Origin of the sequence: Halomonas sp. ISL-56, assembly GCF_018612805.1 — a bacterium.
In the GTDB taxonomy this organism is placed as follows: Bacteria; Pseudomonadota; Gammaproteobacteria; order Pseudomonadales; family Halomonadaceae; genus Vreelandella.
In genome coordinates, this window is sequence record NZ_JAGGRO010000005.1 from 245,760 (window position 1) to 263,077 (window position 17,318).

Below are 17,318 nucleotides of genomic sequence, written 5' to 3' on the forward strand. Positions count from 1 at the left end.
CTGCCCACGAACCTAGGAAACCACGCCATGACGCATTTCAACTGGGACGACCCGCTCCTTCTGGAACAACAGCTCACCGATGAAGAGCGCCAGATTCGCGATGCCGCCTACGACTACTGTCAGGAAAAACTTCAGCCCCGCGTGCTGACCGCCTTCCGTGAAGAGCGTTTTGACCGCGAGATCATGACTGAAATGGGTGAGCTTGGCCTACTGGGTGCCACCGTATCCCCCGAGTACGGCGGCGCAGGCGTTAACCACGTTGCTTACGGTTTGATTGCCCGCGAAGTAGAGCGCGTTGACTCCGGCTATCGTTCCGCCATGAGCGTGCAGTCTTCGCTGGTGATGTACCCCATCGAGACCTACGGCTCTGAAGAGCAGAAGCAGAAGTTCCTGCCCAAGCTTGCCAGCGGCGAGATGGTTGGCTGTTTTGGCTTGACCGAACCCGACCACGGCTCTGACCCCGGCAACATGATTACCCGGGCGGAAAAGGTCGACGGCGGCTACCGCCTGACCGGCGCCAAGATGTGGATCACCAACAGTCCAATTGCTGATATTGCGGTGGTATGGGCAAAGTCAGCGGCTCACGACAACCAAATCAAAGGCTTCATCGTCGAGCGCGGCACCGAAGGCTTCACCACCCCAAAAATCGAAGGCAAAGTTTCGCTGCGTGCCTCCATTACCGGTGAGATCGTGCTGGACAACGCCTTCGTCCCCGAAGAGAACCTGCTGCCCAACGTCAGTGGCTTGAAAGGCCCGTTCGGCTGCTTAAACAAAGCACGCTACGGCATCGCCTGGGGCGTGATGGGCACTGCAGAGTTCTGCTGGCACGCAGCACGCCAATACACGCTGGATCGCAAGCAGTTTGGCCGCCCGCTGGCGGCCAACCAGCTGATCCAGAAAAAACTTGCTGATATGCAGACCGAGATCACCCTGGGCTTACAGGCAGCGTTGCAGGTAGGTCGCCTAATGGATAGCGGCAACTGGGCCCCGGAAATGGTCTCGCTGATCAAGCGCAACAACTGCGGCAAAGCGCTGGATATCGCTCGTCAGTCCCGCGACATGCACGGTGGCAACGGCGTTTCCGACGAGTACGGCGTCATTCGCCATATGGTCAACCTGGAGTCGGTGAATACCTACGAGGGCACCCACGATGTGCATGCGTTGATTCTAGGTCGCGCGCAGACGGGCATTCAGGCGTTCTTTTAATAACTGACTTTTAATAACTAGTTTTAACCACTGCGCTTTGATCACTTACCACTTATTAAGGAAGCCTCTATGAGTGAGCTAACCAAACCACTGGCCGGGATTAAAGTACTCGATATCTCCCGGGTGCTGGCCGGGCCATGGTGTGGTCAGATGCTCGCGGATATGGGTGCGGATGTGATTAAGGTCGAGCGCCCCGGTAGCGGCGATGATACTCGCCACTGGGGCCCTCCTTGGCTGGCGGGTAGCGAAGAGTCGGCTTACTACCTGTGCGCTAACCGCGGCAAACGTTCGGTCACCGTCGATATGGCCAAGCCCGAAGGCCAAGCGGTGATTAAACAGCTCGTCGCCCAGTCCGACGTGCTGATCGAAAACTTCAAGGTCGGTGGCCTGAAGCGCTACGGCCTGGATTACGCCAGTTTGAAGGCGTTAAACCCCAAGCTGATTTACTGCTCAATCACCGGCTTTGGCCAGGAGAGCCCCTACGCCCACCGCGCCGGTTACGACTTTATGATCCAGGCCATGGGCGGGATCATGAGCCTGACCGGGAAGCCCGATGACGAACCTGGCGGCGGGCCGGTAAAGAGCGGCGTGGCGTTCACCGACATTTTCACCGGTTTGTATGCGGCCAATGCCGTACTGGCGGCACTATACCAGCGTCGTGATAGCGGCGTGGGCTGTCATATTGATATGGCACTAATGGATGTCCAGGTGGGCGTGCTCGCCAATCAGGCGCTCAACTACCTCACCTCCGGCAATGTGCCCCAGCGGCTGGGTAACGCCCACCCCAATATCGTGCCTTATCAGGCGTTTGCTACCCAGGATGGCCATATGATTATGGCTGTCGGCAACGACGAGCAGTTCAAACGCTTTTGCGCGGTGCTTTCGCTACCGGCGTTGGCGGAAGATCCTCGCTTTGCCACCAACGGCGCAAGAGTTAACAACCGCGCTCTGCTCGTACCGCAGTTGGAAGCGGCGTTGGCCCAGCGCAGCACGGATGAGTGGCTAGCCGCCTTTGAAGCGGTGGGCGTGCCCTGTGGGCCAATCAATACGCTGGATCGGGTGTTTGAAGACCCTCATGTGAAAGCCCGCGGACTCAAGCAGACACTGCCCCACGACCAAGCGGGCCACGTCGATCTTGTCGCCAACCCCATCCGTTTTAACGGCGCCCAAATAAGTGCCACCACGGCGCCTCCCCACTTAGGCCAGCATACTGAAAGCGTACTAGAAGAGCTCGGCATTACCCTCGAACAGCGCAGAGCACTGCGCAATGCCGGGATCATCTAGCAGCGCCAAGGATTACGTTTCCCCTCCTTAGCGCCTCACCCGGTGCTTTTTTTATGCCGTTAAGTGCCAGCCAGGGTTGCGAGTCAGCAGGCGAAGGGCAATTGGCTAGTGCTTCACAATGAATAGCTGTACAACACCTATACAAAACATACATAAGCATCTAAACTAATTACCGTTGAATGCTTCGATCTAGGCTTTAGGCATTATGCTTTCTAATGTTATGGCATTAACAGCAACACACGACCACCATGCCCAGGAGCTGCTATGAGCCAGTGCGCACGCGTTAATGGCAGTTGTAAGCGCTGTGAAGGCGACTTACCTTTTGAATTCACGATGGCCTTTCAGCCTATCGTGGATTTATCGCTGGCTCGCGTCGTCACCTACGAAGCGTTGGTACGCGGAGCACAAGGCGAATCCGCGTGGAGCGTTATTTCACAAGTCACGGATGATTTGCTTTACCGCTTTGACCAAGCCTGCCGGGTGAAAGCAATAGAGATGGCCAGCGCACTGGATATGCCAACCGACCTCTCGATCAATTTCTTGCCCAACGCCGTTTATGAACCGGAAGCGTGTATCCAGGCAACGTTAGACGTTTCCAGGCGCGTGGGTTGGCCCACCGATCGGCTAATTTTTGAGATCACCGAAACCGAGCGCGTCCGCGACCGGCAGCACCTGTGCAATATCATTGATGCATACCGCTCCATGGGCTTTAAAACGGCGCTTGACGACTTTGGCAATGGCTACGCTAATTTGGACTTACTCACCGATTTAACGCCGGACAAGCTCAAAATCGACCGTGAGCTCGTGATGAACTGCGATAGCGATTGTCGCCGCCAAGCGCTGTTAAACGCGATTATATTACTAGCGCAAGAACTGGGTACGACGCTGATTGCCGAAGGCGTAGAAACCCGTGCCGAAGCTCTATGGCTGGCCCGCGCCGGGATTGTTCGCCAGCAGGGTTTCTATTTTGCCAAACCCGCCATTAACTCCTTGGGCGCCGACATCACTGCTCTATTATTGGGCTTAAAAAGTGAAGCAGAAAGTAGTTCAGGAGCGGCGAATGAAAGAGATTAGCCCGGATAAGCTCTATCAGCTTTTTAACCGCTCAAAGCGCAATACCGAAAACGTTATCAAAGCGGCACCGATCGGGATCTGTATCACTACCCCTTCAGGCCACTTTGAAATGGTTAATCCCGCCTACTGTGAGTTTTATGGCTACCGGCCCGAAGAGCTTTTAGGGCAGCACTTTACCCAAGTTGTCCCCGAAGAGAACCGGGCGATCTTATCGGCCCTGCATGACGAATTCATGCGGGGCAGCGAGAACCAGGAACTGCGCCAAGAGTGGGATGTTGTCGTTAAAAGCGGCGAAATGCGCACCGTTATCGCCGAAGCTGCACGCATTGAAGCTGACGATGGCGAACCGCGCAAAGTCACTTTTGTTATCGACATTACCCAGCGCAAGCGGCTTGAAGAGCGGCTGAAGCAGGCCAACGAACGCCTGGATCATCTTGCCCACCACGATGAGCTAACCGAGCTGCTCAATCGCCGTGCGGGTTTGCAGCGCTTAGAGGAAGAGATCAAGCGCTGCGAGCGCTATGGCACCCCCTTCAGCATCGCCATGTATGACCTGGATAACTTCAAAGCGATTAACGACACCTATGGGCACAACTCGGGCGATAGCGTTCTAAAGCAGATCACCACCTTAGTGAGTGGCGTACTGCGCGACACCGATTTACACATCCGCTTGGGCGGTGAAGAATTTTTGATCATTATGCCGGGCGTGTACGCCGAAGAGGCCTATCAAGGTATGGAGCGTGTGCGCAAAAGCGTCGCACAACAAACCTTTAGCGAGCATCAATTAACAGTGACGCTGTCATCGGGGGTCGCCAGCTACGCTGAAGCTTCAGGAACACGGCTACTTGATCGTGCCGACAAAGCGATGTACCAAGCTAAACAGACGGGGCGTAACCGTGTTGTCATTGCCTCGTCATCCATGTAATCAAAGCTAATAAGCACTATGCTGGTCAGTACCGTGCTGATAAGTACCGTGCTGACAAGTGCTGTGCTGATAAGTACCGTACTGACAAGTACTATGCTAAAAGATCAATCCTCACCAATTAGGAAGTAAGCCATGAGCAGCAATGCCGAACTGAACGAGCTGAAACATAAATACGTCGCTGCCGGCGCCGCTAGCCCCGCAACGGCATTCGCCGACCACGCTGAAAACGCTGAAATCTGGGACGCGGACGGCAACCGCTTTATCGACTTCGCGGGCGGCATTGGCGTACTCAACGTAGGTCACCGTCACCCCAAAGTAGTCGCCGCGGTCAAAGCCCAGCTTGATAAGCTGATGCACACCTGCCAAACGGTCATGCCTTATGAAGGCTACGTGAAGGTCGCGGAAAAGCTCAGCCACATCGTTCCGGTTCGTGGCCATGCCAAAGTCATGCTGGCCAACTCCGGTGCGGAAGCGCTGGAAAACGCGGTCAAGATCGCCCGCGCCGCCACTGGCCGTTCAAACGTTATCTGTTTCGACGGCGGCTACCACGGCCGTACCTTCTTCACTATGGCCATGAACGGCAAGGTGGCGCCTTACCAAAGCGACTTCGGCCCCATGCCAGGCACTGTCTTCCGTGCGCCCTACCCGGTGCCTTACCACGGCGTTAGCGAAGACGAGGCCATTCGCGGCCTGAAAATGACCCTGAAAACCGATGCCAACCCGAAAGATACCGCGGCCATCGTGCTCGAGCCGGTACTGGGTGAAGGCGGTTTCTACCCAGCCTCTACCAGCTTCCTGACCAAGATCCGCGAGATCTGCGATGAGCACGGCATCCTGATGATCATCGATGAAGTGCAGTCGGGCTTTGGCCGCACCGGCAAAATGTTTGCCATCGAGCACAGCGGCGTTGAGCCGGACATTATGACCATGGCCAAGAGTATGGCCGACGGCATGCCGATCTCTGCCATTGTGGGCACCGACAAGGTAATGGACGCTTCAGGCCCTAACTCCCTAGGTGGCACCTACACCGGCAGCCCCACCGCCTGTGCGGCAGCGTTGGCGGTCATGGACGTATTTGAAGAAGAGAACATCCTGGAGAAGAGCCAGGCCCTGGGCGACAAGCTGGCCAAGCGCTTTAATGTGTGGGCCGACAAGTTTGATTGCATCGACCACGTGCGCAACATGGGTGCCATGGCAGCATTTGAGCTGGTGTCGAACAAGGCCGACCATACACCTAACCCTGAACTGGCCGCTGCGCTATGCAAGAAAGCCCGCGAAGAGGGCTTGATCCTGCTTTCTTGCGGTATGTACGGCAACACCATCCGCTTCTTGATGCCCGTCACTATTCAAGACGACGTGCTCAATGAAGGCCTGGATATTATTGAGTCCTGCCTGGATTCATTGGTGTAAGCGCCAAGCTAACTGACGTTAGTGTATAAACAAACACCGCCCAAATCGGGCGGTGTTTTTGTTTAACGAGGCCGTCGGTCGCCTTCCAGAAAGTTGGCCGTAAATACCGCTTTGCCGTGGGTCTCAAGCGACCACTTCATCACCTCGCTCAATGCCGCCATCACGGCATCGAACTCGCCAAATACCTGGGTGCTCATGCGATTCGGGTGTACCTCCAGCCCCGTCGCCTCAAGCCGTTTTACCACTTCTTTGACCACCGGCTTAAAGTCATCGGCCAGTGGGTAGTAGCTAAGCTGTACGGAAAGATACATAACGCCTCCTTACGCTGTGTTTGATGGCCTGCTGGCTGCGGATAAGCGCTGCCAAGCAGCCATAATAGCGGCACGGGTCTCATCCGGATGCTCCATGGGGAACATATGGGTGCCCGGAACCTCGCTCACCGTTAATCCTCTACGCTTCAAGCGTTTGATACGTGAAGCGGTCATCAGGTGGGACTCCCTGCCTGCCACCAGTTCAAGCGGTACGCCCAGCCGCTGGGGCAAGCGTGAAAGGTGATCGGGCAAATGGCGGAAAATTTCCACTTCGATACTTGGATCAAAGGTCAACTCCGCGCTGCCGTCATCCAATAAGCGCGTCCCCGCTTCAATGTAGTCGTTGAGCGCCTCCGGGGTAAAGCGACGAAACAGCCCCCGCCGCCCCAGCGAAGTCGCCATTGCCTCCCGGCTCGGCCACATTGTGCGCCGCCCCAAGGTTTTACCCGCTGGGGTGACGCGATCAACAAAGCCAAATCGCTTGGCGGCTTTCATCGCCCAGGCGTCAGTGCCCAGCATCAGCGGGGGATCGAGCATGATCACCCCACAGAAGCGCTCCGGCTGCTTATCAGCGGCCATGGCCATCAAGGCACCGCCCAGCGAATGTCCTACCCCCAGCAGCGGCGTATCGCTCTCGGGCAGATAGCTCAGCAGTTCATCCACCAGGTTGCCCCAATTGTGATTAACCGGATAATCAGGATGGTGACCCAGGCGATCCACAGGGTGCAGGTCAAAGGTTTCAGCCAGTGGGTTCAGCAGGCTGCGATAGCTTAACCCTGGAAAACCATTGGCATGGGCAAACACTAAACGGGGACGTGAAGCGGCATCGGCAGACATAGCGAGACTCGTGGGTGACCAAGCGGTAAATGAGCGATTCAAACTATCATACGTCTGTTTTAACGTGCGATTGAGTGAGCGTCAATGCGGCTATAGAGTGACGCTACTAAAATCCCTGTTCGTTTTGTTTACTGCTCCTCTAGCCCATCCGGATTTTTAATCGCCTTCTTTTCGGCTGATGTTAGACGACGCTCTACCTTTTTCACATCTTCAGCGGGTGGTAGGCTTTCTGGGCGAATACCACGATCCAGCAGCGTCTGGCGCACAGCTTGGTTATTGGTGACATGCTCTTGCGAAATCTGTGGCTCGCGACTCATCGCCTGTTCACGGGCGTTATGAATAGTGATTTCGGTGGCAAAGTCTTTTGCTTTAAGAATGATAGTGGGGGCAAAATCCGCCAGCGGACGATTCTCTGGCACATTCCAGTGTGCTTTCATCGCCTTCGTCCCTTTGCTGAACAGTGCCGCATCGCCTTTGCTACGGATCAGCGCAAAATTCTGATTACCACCAGTCTGTTCAAAAATAACATTCGAAAGCTCTTTTTCGGTAGCAGATAGCTTCTTACGCGCTGAAACCCTCTCTGCTTCTAGCAGGCGCTGCTCAATCATCTCGGCCTTGCGGGTTTGCATGGCAAAGTAGGTTTGCGCGAAAGCAATCTCCTGTTTTCTGGGATCACCGTTCTGGGCAATGAGATAGCAGGCGTAACGTGTCAACATAATATCACTGATCTCACGCTGACTTCCCGACCCAAGCTCTACCATTTTGTTGACATCAACAAAATGGTTGCTGACTTCGTGCCCAGAAATCTCGCAGGCTGTTTTTGCTTTTGTAATAACATGCAAAAAATTACGCCACTCGCCATAGCCTAGCAACTGTTGAAGATCACGTGCCAGCCAGAACTCCACGCCGTTTTCAGTCTGTTGGGCGTGACCTTCGAAGGTTTCTGTCATGGTGTGAATCATTTCATTGTTCATTGCCTCACCTCCCCCTTCTCATATCCTCATTGAAAATCATAAGATCAATAGTAGCGCCAGCAATGGCTTTCAACATGCCCGCCAGTCAGCGATGACGGTTAACTATCAGTGAATCATTAAAACAGCGACAGCTGATGTTCTTGACTGTTCTCCGCCAGACGGTAGCCCACCCCCAGCAGGCGCACGGGGCGTTCGCCCCTGGCCCAGCCAACATTCAGCAGGGTTTCAAACTGTTCGAGGTTGGGGGCGGGGTCGGCGTGTTCCACAGTCGTTTGCGTGAAGTCGTTAAATTTCACTTTTACGATCAACCCACGTACCGCCAGCGGCGGGTCAAGCCGTGCGTAGCGGCGCTCTAAATCTTCGATTAGCGCGGGGAGCTCTTGGCGGCAGGCGTCGAGGTTGGGTAAATCCTGGGCATAGGTCTGCTCGGTGCTAATCGATTTGCGCTCGCGGTGAGTTTTTACCGGGCGCTCGTCGCGTCCCCAGCTTAGCTCATGCAGCCGCCGTCCAAAGCGGCCAAAGTGTTCGACCAAGTCCGTCAGCGTGCGGGAGCGCAGATCGGCGCAGGTGTGGATATCCAGCCCCGCCAGTTTTTCAGCCGTGCGCGGGCCAACGCCATGGATTTTCTTTACCGGCAGTTGCTGCACAAAGCTATCGACTTTGTCCGGTGTGATGACGCACAGGCCGTCGGGCTTATTCCAGTCGCTGGCGATTTTGGCCAGAAACTTATTGGGCGCCACCCCCGCTGAAACGGTAATGCCTACTTCACGACTCACCCGCTCACGAATCGCTTCAGCCATTAACGTGGCACTGCCGTGATGCAGGGTGACGTCCGAGACATCCAGAAACGCTTCATCCAACGACAGCGGCTCGATCAGCTCGGTGACCTCGCGATATATCGCAAACACCTGGCGGGCAACCGTTTTATATTTGGCCATATCGCCGCGAATAACGGTGAGATGCGGGCAGCGCTTGAGCGCCTGGCCCATGGGCATAGCCGAGTGAATGCCAAACTCGCGGGCGGGATAATTACAGGTAGCGACCACCCCGCGCTGCTCGACACTGCCGCCAATGGCAATGGGGATATCCCGCAGCGCAGGGTTATCGCGCATCTCCACCGCGGCGTAAAAACAGTCACAGTCGCAGTGAATAATTTTGCGCACCGGCTACCCACCAAACTGTAAAAAAACACAGTCTAGCATAGGCGTTACGTTCCGCAGAAGGTTCTCAATACCTGTTGGTTTTCTGTGGCAGGCGCCGCTAAACGACGTGCTTCGACGGACTCATCGAATGGCTGGGTGATGACCGCTAACAAGGTATGGAACGGCACAAAATCCCCCTCGTAAGCGGCATCAATGACTTCCTGAACCCGGTGGTTGCGGGGAATAATTACCGGGTTGGCATGACGCATGGCGGTAAAGCGCTCGCCGTCTTGACTGGCCACCTGCACGGCCTGCCACTTATCCAGCCACGCGATTAGCTCATTGGGCTGCGTGGTCAGCGCCAGCAGCGCCTCACGGCTCTCATCATACGGCGAGGCAGCGTATTGGGTGAGCGCATCAAAGGTAGCCGTCATATCCATCCGCCCCTGATGCATATGGCTTTCCAGCGCTTCCATCAGCGACATTGCCTGATCGCTATCTGCTGCAAGGCCGAGTTTATCGGCATGCAGGCGGCGCTGTTCGGCGCTGAACAATGGCTCAAAGTGACGAATGGCATCGGTGGCCTGCTCCACCAACGCATCGCCCTCTTCCTTCATTAACGGCAGCAGCGTTTCAGCAAAGCGCGCCAGGTTCCACTGAGCTATCGCCGGTTGGTTGTCAAACGCATAGCGGCGGCCCTGATCAATGGAGCTATACACCTTCTGTGGATCAAACTGCTCCATAAAGGCGCAGGGGCCGTAATCGATGGTTTCACCGGCGATGCTGCAGTTATCGGTATTCATCACGCCGTGGATAAAGCCAATGCTCATCCAGCGGGCAATCAGCACCGCTTGGCGAGCCACGACCGCTTCCAACAGGGCTAAATAAGGATCTTCGGCGTTGGCGGCCTCTGGGTAGTGGCGCTCAATCACATGATCCGCCAGCGCTTTTAACACTGTTTCATCGCGGCGCGCGGCGGCGAATTGGAACGTACCTACGCGAATATGGCTGCTGGCCACGCGGGTAAACACTGCGCCGGGTTCGGGCAGTTGGCGCACCACCCGTTCGCCGCTAGTCACCGCTGCCAACGCGCGGGTAGTGGGAATTCCCATCGCTGCCATAAACTCACTAACCAAATATTCACGCAGCACCGGCCCGAGTGGCGAACGGCCATCGCCACCGCGGGAAAACGGCGTGCGACCGCTGCCTTTTAGCTGTACGTCGCGGCGTATACCCTGCTGGTCGATCACTTCACCCAGCAGCAGCGCCCGGCCGTCGCCCAACTGCGGCACAAAGTTGCCGAACTGATGACCTGCGTAACCCAGTGCGCCCGGCTTAGCATGCGGAATGGGCTGATTGCCGCTGAACCATTGTGCAAGCGTTGCTGAGTCAAGAATCTCTTTTGCGCCCAGCGCTTCAGCAAGCGAGGCATTAAAAGCAATCAGCTCAGGCTGGGCCACGGGCGTTGCTTGGGTAGCGACCCAAAGGGGCTCCGGCAGTGTGGAGTAGAGATGTTCAAATTGCAGCACGATAGGCTCCGCTTTTAGTGGCAATGACTATCTAATACCCTAGCATTCTACTCAACTAAACGCCGAGGCGATGTTACCAAACATGCCAAATGTTAAAGACAGCATGCTACCTCCCCTCTCACGAGATTTTTATAATCGCGACACCCTTGAGGTAGCTAGAGACATGCTCGGCTGCTGGTTGGTGCGCGAACATAACGGCGAGCAGATGGCGGCAAGGATTGTTGAGACAGAGGCCTATTGCGGCGCTGAAGACTCCGCTTGCCATGCCCACCGCCGCCGCTCTCCGCGAACAGAAGCAATGTTCGGGCCTGCGGGCCACGCCTATGTCTATCTCGTTTACGGCATGCACTGGCTATTGAACGTAGTCACCGAGCCAGAGGATTCGCCCTGCGCGGTGCTGATTCGTGCGGTTGAGCCCACCGCCAACGAAGCCGCCATGCGTGCCACCCGTCAAGCCGCGGGTAAACAACTCAGCAATGGCCCCGGCAAGCTCACGCGTGCTTTAACCATTGATAAAGCGCTGTATGGCCATGATATGACCCAGGCCGACAAGCTGTGGATTAGCGCAGCAACGCACGACGCCAAGATCGCCCGTGGCCCACGCGTGGGTATCGATTACGCCCAGCCAGAGCACCGCGACGCGCCATGGCGACTCTGGCTAGAAGATAATCCGTGGGTATCCAAAGCCCGCTAGCGCGGGAGAATTGGCTAAGCGCCCTTTAAGCTACGAACAGCCTGCTCAAGTACCGGCGTTAGCGGCGCCCGCCACTGGTGGGTCAATAGCGCATCCGCCCGAGTCACGCCGAGTGACAGCGACGCCAGCGGGATTCCCCGGTCATGGGCGGCGCGGCAAAAACGATAGCCGGAAAACACCATCAAAGAAGTACCCACTGCCAGCACTGCATTCGATTCGGCCAGCGCCACCTGGGCGGCTAGTCGACGTTCGGCGGGCACCACATCGCCGTAAAACACCACGTCGGGCTTTAAGATACCGCCGCAGCGCGGGCAGTCGAAAATGCGGAAGCTGCTGAAGTCAGTCTCTAAATCGGCATCGCCATCCGGGGCGTGACCGGCCTGTAAACCAGCAAAGGTGGGATTCATTTGCGCCATTTCAGCATGCATAGCGTGGCGCATCATTTGATAGTCGCACGCCATGCACTTCACCATATCCGCACGGCCATGCAGGTCGATCACCCGGCGGGAACCGGCGCGCTGATGTAAGCGGTCTACGTTTTGGGTCACCAACTGCTGGATATAGCCCTGTGACTCTAATGCCGCTAACGCTCGGTGTGCACCACTGGCCTGGGCTTCACGCATAGCGCTGAAACCGATCAGTGCACGTGCCCAGTAGCGCTGGCGAACGTGATGAGAGCTCATAAAATCGCCATGCTGCACCGGGGGTGGCCGCTTCCACTGGCCATCCGCATCGCGGTAGTCGGGTATGCCACTGTCGGTACTCACCCCGGCACCGGTAATCACCCACAGTTTGCGGTGCTGCTGGATAAAATCAGCCAGCTCCTCGCCCGCCTGGGCAACGCTTTCTGCTATTTCCACGGCCTGCGTCAATCGTTCACCTCTAGGCAATATTGCTCAAACTCAACGATACTGTAGTGCAACAAAGGGCCATGCAACGCGCCCTTCAACGGTTATTGTGCACCCAGGAGATACTCTTATGCAGCACGATCATGACATTATTATTGTCGGTGGCGGCATGGTGGGCGCTGCCCTGGCGGCTCGTGTGGGTCATGCAGGCTTCTCTGTCGGGCTGGTAGAGAAAGGCGGCGAGCCAAGCGAACCGTGCGGCGACTATGATCTGCGGATCTCGTCACTAAACGCGCGTTCACTTGCTTTTGTGAAGGCCAGCGGCACAGCGCTCCCTGAAGAGCGCAGTTGCCCGTTCCGGCATATCGATGTCGCCAACCAGGACGGCACCGGCCACGCGCTGTTCTCCGCCGCCGATAGCGGCATGGATGACTTCGGCATCTTTATCGAAAACCGTACTCTACAGTACGCCCTCTGGCAGCGCTTGGCGCAATTACCCAGCGTCACCTGTTACACCCACTGCGCGCCGCTGAGCACCATCGCGGCCACCTCTGCACGCCAGCTTGAACTGGATAACGGTCAGACACTGAGCGCGCCGCTGGTGGTTGGGGCTGATGGTGCCCGCTCGACCCTACGCGAGCTAGCCCAGATTCCAGTGGAGAGCTACGATTACCACCAGCGCGCCATGATCATTAACGTGGAAACAGAGCTGCCCCAGCAGGATGTCAGCTGGCAGGTTTTCACCCCCACCGGCCCAATTGCCATGCTGCCGCTACCCGGCCACCGCGCATCGCTGGTGTGGTATGACCACGAAGACGCTACCCGCGCCCGCGAGGCAATGGATAACGCGACGCTAAAAACCGCTATTGAGGGTGCCTTCCCCCGCCGCCTGGGAAATATCACCCGGGTGGTCGCGCGCGCCAGCTTCCCCATCAAACGCCAGCACGCCAAGCGCTATATCGGCAAGCGTTTAGCGCTAATAGGCGACGCAGCCCACGTAGTACACCCGCTGGCAGGCCAGGGGTTAAATATCGGCCTGCACGACGCCGACACCCTTGCTGAGATTATCATTCAAGGCCGCGACCCCGGCGACTACCTCAACCTACTCCGCTTTGAGTGCCAGCGCCGCACGGCTAACCAGGCGATGATTGCCGCCACCGACAGTTTTCATCACCTGTTTACCGGTGCCAAACCGCTGCGCCAGTTAGGCGATTTAAGCCTGCAGCTCGCCGAGCGCTTCCCGTTCGCCAAGCGCATGATGATGCAGCAAGCCAACGGGTTGAATCCGTTTAAAATGCGCTAGAAACGACTACGCTGAAGGGGCAGCTGCTCGATGCAGCCAATAACAAGCACAACTAGCCCTTTATAAGGAAAGCGTATGGCGCTCTCACAACGTTACTGTTTACTGACGGTGTCGGCATTTGCCGGGGCCACTCTGTTTGCCTCCTCATCGCTCATGGCCTGGGATGGCATCGTCGAAAAACAGACCTTTGAGATAGACAGCTTCACCACTCAAAACGGCGAGACAATTCCCAACGTGACGGTTGGTTGGGAAGCCTACGGCGAACTCAACGACGCCCGCGATAACGTTATTTTAATCACCCACTTTTTCTCCGGCACCAGCCACGCCGCAGGCCGCTATGAAGCAGAGGGCGAGCCGACCGGCTACTGGAACGCGACCATTGGGCCCGGCAAACCTCTCGATACCGATGAGTACTACATTATCTCCTCGGATACGCTGGTCAATCTCGGCGCCAACGATCCCAATGTCACCACTACTGGGCCTGCCTCGATCAACCCGGACACCGGCGAACCCTGGGGCATGGACTTCCCAGTGGTGACAATCCGTGACTTTGTCGAAGTGCAGCGCGAACTGTTAGAGAGCCAAGGCATTGAATCGCTGCACGCGGTGATGGGTGCCTCCATGGGCGCACTACAGGCCATCGAGTGGGCCAGCGCTTACCCTGACCGAGTAGAGCGGCTAATTTCTGTGATTGGCGGCGGCGTTGCCGACCCCTGGCTGCTGGCAACCCTCAGCGCCTGGGCAGCGCCGATTCGGCTAGATGCCAACTGGAACGAGGGAAACTATTACGACGGCGAACCACCCACCGACGGTTTAAAAGAAGCGCTTAAACTGGTCACGCTCAACGCCAACCACTGGCAGTGGGCCAACGAGACCTTCAACCGCGACTGGGCCGATGAAGAGCGCGACCCGGCTCAAGATATCAACGCCCGCTACGCCATCGAGCAAACCCTGGATGACGTTGCCGCTGCCCGAGCTGCCACATCCGACGCCAACCACCTGCTCTACTTAGTACGCGCCAACCAACTCTTTATGGCTGGCCACGGGGAGTCGTTAGAGGAAGGGCTAGCCGCTATCGAGGCTCCTACGCTGATGCTGTATAGCGAAAACGATCTTGTCTTCGCCCCGGGAGGCGTGCGCCGCACAGCAGAGCTAATTGAGGCGGACGGCACTGAAGTGACGCTTGAAACCCTGGAAGGCAATCGCGGCCACCTGGATGGTGTTTTATCCATTGATCAAGCCAGCGATACATTGCGGGAGTTTTTGCGTTAAGTGATCTTCAGCGCTGGCTTTAGGTTAAAGCCAGCGCCCAATTCTAAAATCGTCTTAATCACGCAGTGCGCACACTCTTGCTTGTGAAAGGCACTTAAAGCTTTTGAATAGCAGTAACAATAATGTAAGTACCCAACATCAGAAGGGAAATAAAGAATACCTTGCGGAACACCTGCTCGGATAAACGCGCTCTAATTCGCTGACCAATCATCATCCCAGCAAGCGCGGGCAGCACCGCTGCTGCTGAAATGGCACCATACTGGAGTGACAAGAAATTGGCTTGTTGCAATGCTGCCGCGAGCGCCACCGTGGAGACCATAAACAGCATCCCCATCGCTTGAATCAGCATGTTCTTCGGAAGGCCAATGGCCTGAAGAAACATCACGCCCGGCACCGCAAATGACCCCGTCATTCCGGTCAGCACCCCATTCGCAGAACCGATAAGCGGCCCAGCCCAGACCTCATGGCGGCTAGGTACAACCATCTTGATCCCAGCCAGGCTCACTACAGCATAAATAATCAGCAAACTGCCTAGAAGCGCCGTCAGATAGGTAAGATTGACGCGGGTCAGTGCCGCCGCACCAACCCAGACAGTCAGTGAGGCCATCGCGAGAAATGGCCAAAGTCTTACCAAGATGGCCCTTGCGTTTCCACCCACCATTGACTGCCAAAGATTCGTGACAAATGAGGGAATAAGCATCAGCGCCATGGCGGTTGGCAGATCCAGCGCGACGGTCAGCAGCGCCAGACTAACCGGCGGGAGGCCAAGGCCAATCACGCCCTTGACGCTTCCCGCGATCAGGAAGGTGCCCGCAACGGCTAACAGCGATGCGAAATCAACCATATCTGCCTCCTATACATTGCCACTAGCAATATATCGGATAGCTGCACCGGTGGCAGCAGATTGTTGAGTGCGGGTCGGTAGAGCACTCGGCATTGCGAACATTCCCCGCAGTGCTTTCTCACCGTTGGCACTGAACACGATGACCCGGGAATTCTTTGCTCGCTTTGCCCAGCCAAGCGCCTCTATACGGCTGAGTAGTGCGGCGCCTAGGGCTCCCGCCAGATGGTCTTTTCGCTCACTCCAATCGAGACATCCCCTACAAAATGAGCGCTTTGAAGACGCAACTTCATCTGTATCGATGCCTAATTGCTGAAACCACTCCTGTCCATGCTCTGTAAGCTGCAACCCTCCCGAGTGCAGTTGAAAAATACCGGTCTGAAGCATCTGCTCATACACCCACACACCCAATTCTCCCGCAAGATGGTCGTAACAGACACGAGCCTTACGCAGGGCGGGGTCAAGGGGCCCGGTAACAAGATTGACACCTTCACCTCTGACAGCGAGGCCCATCAGCGTCTCCAGGAGTTCAGCAACCTGCGGGCCTGCAAGCCTAAAATAGCGGTGGCGGCCCTGCTGCTCAACAGCCACAAGCGCTTCGTCTAGCAGCTTTCCCAGATGAAAACTCATGGTCTGTTTGGTAACGCCAGCCATATTGGCCAGTTCAGTTGCGGTCAGCGCACGACCGGACATTAAGGCGCAAAGCACCTCCGCCCGAGCGTTATCGGCGATAAGTGCGGCGACGCGCACGATGTTAGGGCTTTCACTCATCGTTCGATCCTCGTCGAACCACTCGGAGCGGTAATTCCTTATCTTTCATATTCGCCTTCCACGGTAGCCCTTCACATTAGCTTTCCACGTTAACCTTCCAAGGAGATAACCATATGAGTATAACCTGCGTCATCCGCTACGAGATCGATCCCTTCCAGCGCAGCACCTTCAAGAAGTACGCCGAGAACTGGGGGAAAATCATACCGCGCTGCGGCGGCCACCTCATCGGCTACTTCCTTCCTCATGAGGGCACAAACAATGTTGCCTGGGGCCTAATTGCATTTGAGAGCCTGGCTGCCTATGAAGCCTACCGAACGCGACTGAAGAGTGACGATGAAGGCCACGCGAACTTCACTATGGCTCAAGAGCGCAGGTTTATCCTCAAGGAAGAGCGCAGCTTCGTCGAAGTGGTGGACGGCACGCTGGGAATTGAACCCATCAACATGGGGGTTGCTTTATGATCGCCGTGATATTTGAGGTGCTTCCCAATACGAACCGAAAACAAGACTACCTGGACGCCGCTAACGCTTTGCGCCGACATCTGGAAGAGATCGACGGTTTTATATCGATAGAGCGCTTCGAGAGCCTTACGCATCCTGGAAAAATTCTTTCGCTCTCCTTCTGGCGGGATGAAGAAGCCATAAGACAGTGGCGAACACTCGAACCTCACCGATCTGCCCAGAAAGAGGGTCGGCAGACGATCTTTGCCGACTATCGGCTCCGCGTCGCCACCGTTATCCGAGACTACGGGATGAACGACCGGCGCGAGGTACCTGAGGATTCGCTTCCAGCACACCCATCGTAGAGCGGAGCGAGCTTTTCTTTTGCCGCCGATTGTCCAACGCTTTTACGTTCATCTTCCTAGAGCCCAATTTGTCCCAATCAACAAGAGTGACG

18 protein-coding genes are annotated in these 17,318 nt (G+C 56.3%); 10 read left to right on the plus strand and 8 right to left on the minus strand.

What is annotated here, in order from left to right; all coding sequences use genetic code 11:
• The first annotated feature begins 27 nt into the window (after positions 1–27).
• The 5 genes from J7J49_RS04715 (at position 28) to gabT (ending at position 5,899) form a co-directional block, all read left to right on the plus strand.
• Positions 28–1,206, plus strand: coding sequence for an acyl-CoA dehydrogenase (locus tag J7J49_RS04715; protein ID WP_215090590.1), 1,179 nt, complete (start codon positions 28–30; stop codon positions 1,204–1,206).
• Positions 1,207–1,275: 69 nt separating this feature from the next.
• Complete coding sequence (locus J7J49_RS04720; protein WP_215090592.1) at positions 1,276–2,490, plus strand: CaiB/BaiF CoA transferase family protein; 1,215 nt, start codon at positions 1,276–1,278, stop codon at positions 2,488–2,490.
• A gap of 264 nt (positions 2,491–2,754) precedes the next feature.
• Positions 2,755–3,564 (plus strand): EAL domain-containing protein, encoded by an 810-nt coding sequence (locus J7J49_RS04725; protein WP_215090594.1) that lies wholly within the window; start codon positions 2,755–2,757, stop codon positions 3,562–3,564.
• A complete protein-coding gene (locus J7J49_RS04730; protein ID WP_215090596.1) occupies positions 3,551–4,489 on the plus strand; it encodes a sensor domain-containing diguanylate cyclase in 939 nt (312 codons plus the stop codon). The genes J7J49_RS04725 and J7J49_RS04730 overlap by 14 nt, the downstream gene beginning before the upstream one ends.
• A 132-nt stretch (positions 4,490–4,621) precedes the next feature.
• Entirely contained in the window at positions 4,622–5,899 is a 1,278-nt protein-coding gene (gene gabT, locus J7J49_RS04735) for a 4-aminobutyrate--2-oxoglutarate transaminase (protein ID WP_215090598.1), read from the plus strand.
• Between the two features lie 62 nt (positions 5,900–5,961).
• Here gabT and J7J49_RS04740 read toward each other — a convergent pair whose 3' ends face one another.
• From J7J49_RS04740 to J7J49_RS04760, 5 genes are all read right to left on the minus strand, one after another.
• On the minus strand, positions 5,962–6,210 hold the full coding sequence (locus J7J49_RS04740; protein WP_215090600.1) for a YkoF family thiamine/hydroxymethylpyrimidine-binding protein: 249 nt from the start codon (positions 6,208–6,210) through the stop codon (positions 5,962–5,964).
• A gap of 9 nt (positions 6,211–6,219) precedes the next feature.
• On the minus strand, positions 6,220–7,047 hold the full coding sequence (locus J7J49_RS04745) for an alpha/beta fold hydrolase (RefSeq protein WP_215090602.1): 828 nt from the start codon (positions 7,045–7,047) through the stop codon (positions 6,220–6,222).
• 128 nt (positions 7,048–7,175) lie between these two features.
• Positions 7,176–8,021, minus strand: coding sequence for a DNA damage-inducible protein D (gene dinD / locus J7J49_RS04750; protein ID WP_215090604.1), 846 nt, complete (start codon positions 8,019–8,021; stop codon positions 7,176–7,178).
• A 116-nt stretch (positions 8,022–8,137) separates the two neighbouring features.
• Entirely contained in the window at positions 8,138–9,184 is a 1,047-nt protein-coding gene (dinB, locus tag J7J49_RS04755) for a DNA polymerase IV (protein WP_215090606.1), read from the minus strand.
• Between the two features lie 44 nt (positions 9,185–9,228).
• Positions 9,229–10,692, minus strand: coding sequence for a protein adenylyltransferase SelO (locus tag J7J49_RS04760; RefSeq protein ID WP_215090608.1), 1,464 nt, complete (start codon positions 10,690–10,692; stop codon positions 9,229–9,231).
• 82 nt (positions 10,693–10,774) lie between these two features.
• Here J7J49_RS04760 and J7J49_RS04765 point away from each other — a divergent pair, with 82 nt between their 5' ends.
• Entirely contained in the window at positions 10,775–11,386 is a 612-nt protein-coding gene (locus tag J7J49_RS04765; protein WP_215090610.1) for a DNA-3-methyladenine glycosylase, read from the plus strand.
• Positions 11,387–11,400: 14 nt separating this feature from the next.
• On the opposite strand, the gene J7J49_RS04770 is transcribed toward J7J49_RS04765, so the two are convergent.
• Positions 11,401–12,258, minus strand: coding sequence for an NAD-dependent protein deacetylase (locus J7J49_RS04770; RefSeq protein ID WP_215090611.1), 858 nt, complete (start codon positions 12,256–12,258; stop codon positions 11,401–11,403).
• Between the two features lie 106 nt (positions 12,259–12,364).
• Between J7J49_RS04770 and J7J49_RS04775 the strand changes: the two genes are divergently transcribed.
• Entirely contained in the window at positions 12,365–13,537 is a 1,173-nt protein-coding gene (locus tag J7J49_RS04775; RefSeq protein ID WP_215090613.1) for a UbiH/UbiF/VisC/COQ6 family ubiquinone biosynthesis hydroxylase, read from the plus strand.
• A 75-nt stretch (positions 13,538–13,612) separates the two neighbouring features.
• The gene (locus tag J7J49_RS04780; RefSeq protein ID WP_215090615.1) at positions 13,613–14,809 is read left to right on the plus strand and encodes an E22 family MetX-like putative esterase; all 1,197 of its coding nucleotides are present in this window, start codon (positions 13,613–13,615) and stop codon (positions 14,807–14,809) included.
• 94 nt (positions 14,810–14,903) lie between these two features.
• On the opposite strand, the gene J7J49_RS04785 is transcribed toward J7J49_RS04780, so the two are convergent.
• Positions 14,904–15,653 carry a sulfite exporter TauE/SafE family protein gene (locus J7J49_RS04785; protein ID WP_215090618.1) on the minus strand — a complete coding sequence of 250 codons (750 nt, stop codon included), beginning with the start codon at positions 15,651–15,653 and terminating at the stop codon, positions 14,904–14,906.
• 9 nt (positions 15,654–15,662) lie between these two features.
• On the minus strand, positions 15,663–16,421 hold the full coding sequence (locus J7J49_RS04790) for an ArsR/SmtB family transcription factor (protein ID WP_215090621.1): 759 nt from the start codon (positions 16,419–16,421) through the stop codon (positions 15,663–15,665).
• A 113-nt stretch (positions 16,422–16,534) separates the two neighbouring features.
• Between J7J49_RS04790 and J7J49_RS04795 the strand changes: the two genes are divergently transcribed.
• Together J7J49_RS04795 and J7J49_RS04800 are read left to right on the plus strand one after the other, a co-directional pair.
• The gene (locus tag J7J49_RS04795; protein WP_215090630.1) at positions 16,535–16,882 is read left to right on the plus strand and encodes an NIPSNAP family protein; all 348 of its coding nucleotides are present in this window, start codon (positions 16,535–16,537) and stop codon (positions 16,880–16,882) included.
• Positions 16,883–16,899: 17 nt separating this feature from the next.
• Positions 16,900–17,226 carry an antibiotic biosynthesis monooxygenase family protein gene (locus tag J7J49_RS04800; protein ID WP_353048338.1) on the plus strand — a complete coding sequence of 109 codons (327 nt, stop codon included), beginning with the start codon at positions 16,900–16,902 and terminating at the stop codon, positions 17,224–17,226.
• Positions 17,227–17,318 lie beyond the last annotated feature (92 nt).